This window comes from Kitasatospora sp. NPDC093558, from assembly GCF_040683475.1.
GTDB lineage: Bacteria > Actinomycetota > Actinomycetes > Streptomycetales > Streptomycetaceae > Kitasatospora.
The window spans coordinates 1-1,214 of record NZ_JBFBDY010001275.1 but is presented as its reverse complement, the minus strand read 5'-3'; the positions used below and the strand labels follow the sequence as shown (position 1 = coordinate 1,214).

The 1,214-nt window shown below is 68.7% G+C and carries 1 pseudogene; it reads left to right on the top strand.

From position 1 onward, the window contains the following. Positions 1–491 precede the first annotated feature (491 nt). Positions 492–1,214, top strand: a pseudogene (locus AB0O00_RS40325) (hypothetical protein); the annotation flags it as partial.

Sequence of the window (1,214 nt, the reverse complement as noted above, 5' to 3'; positions counted from 1 at the left end):
GCGGCGACCAGATCCGCTTGTAGTCCGGGCCGGCCGCCGTGGCGACCGACTCCGGCGCGAGCATCGAGCCGAGCACCGCCGCGACGGTGATCGTCACCGCCTTCCCCCTCAGGGAGCGGGCCGTTCGTGTGCGCGGAGTTTCGGATGGCGTCAATGCCATCACATCCCCCCATTTCCGACCCGGCGTCAGTCGCCGGGCCCCCGAAAGTTTCTAATGGCGGGACGGGAATGTAAGCGTTAGTATTACGAATCGTCAATTCGCACTACTGTGATCAATCTCATGTGCCGGTCATAGCGGTAGGTCCTGGCCAAAACGGACAGTCAGACCTTCGTATGACTTGCCGAAACGAACGTTCGGACGACACCGTGCTCATCGACTGCACGGACCATATCCGCAGGTCGCAGCACCTCTCAAGGGGAATCTCACCGTGAACAGACAGCGAGCGCGCCGCACTGCGCTCCTTCGACCACTGACCGTTGCAGCGGCTCTCGTGGTCGTCTCGACCATCGCCCTGCCACCCGCCGTCGCCGAACAGCCGTCGGCCCGACCGTCGGCCACGCCGTCCACGCCGTCCACCGCCGCGACGGCGGCGAACGACGCGCGCCACCTGAAGGACGTGCCCCAGGACGACGCGGTCGGACGGGCGATGGCGAAGGCGAAGGCGACCCACCAGCCGGTGCCGGTCGACTCGCTGACCACCGCGTCGAGCGAGACCGTGGCCACTCCCGACGGCCACCTGAAGCTGACCTCGCACGCCGAGCAGCAGCGCACCAAGCGCAACGGCACCTGGCTGCCGCTGGACGCCGCCCTCGCCGCCAACCCGGACGGCACCTTCTCGCCCAAGGTCTCGGCGGCACCGCTGGCCCTGTCCAAGGGTGGTGACGGACCGCTGGCCACCATGACCGACGCGGACGGCAAGAAGCTGGCCCTCACCGCGCCGTTCAAGCTCCCGGCTCCCACCGTCAGCGGCGACAGCGTGGTCTACCCGTCCGTCGCGCCGGACACCGACCTCAAGGTCACCGCCACCAAGGCGGGCGGGCTGCGCACCGTCCTGATCGTCAAGACGCAGGCGGCCGCCGCCAACCCGCAGCTCGCGAACCTGCACTTCGACGTCGCCGGTGACGGCATCTCGGTCAGCGGCGACAAGGCGGGCAACCTGGTCGCCAAGTCGGCCGACGGCAAGCCGCGTTGGGCCTCGGCCGCGCCCTTGATG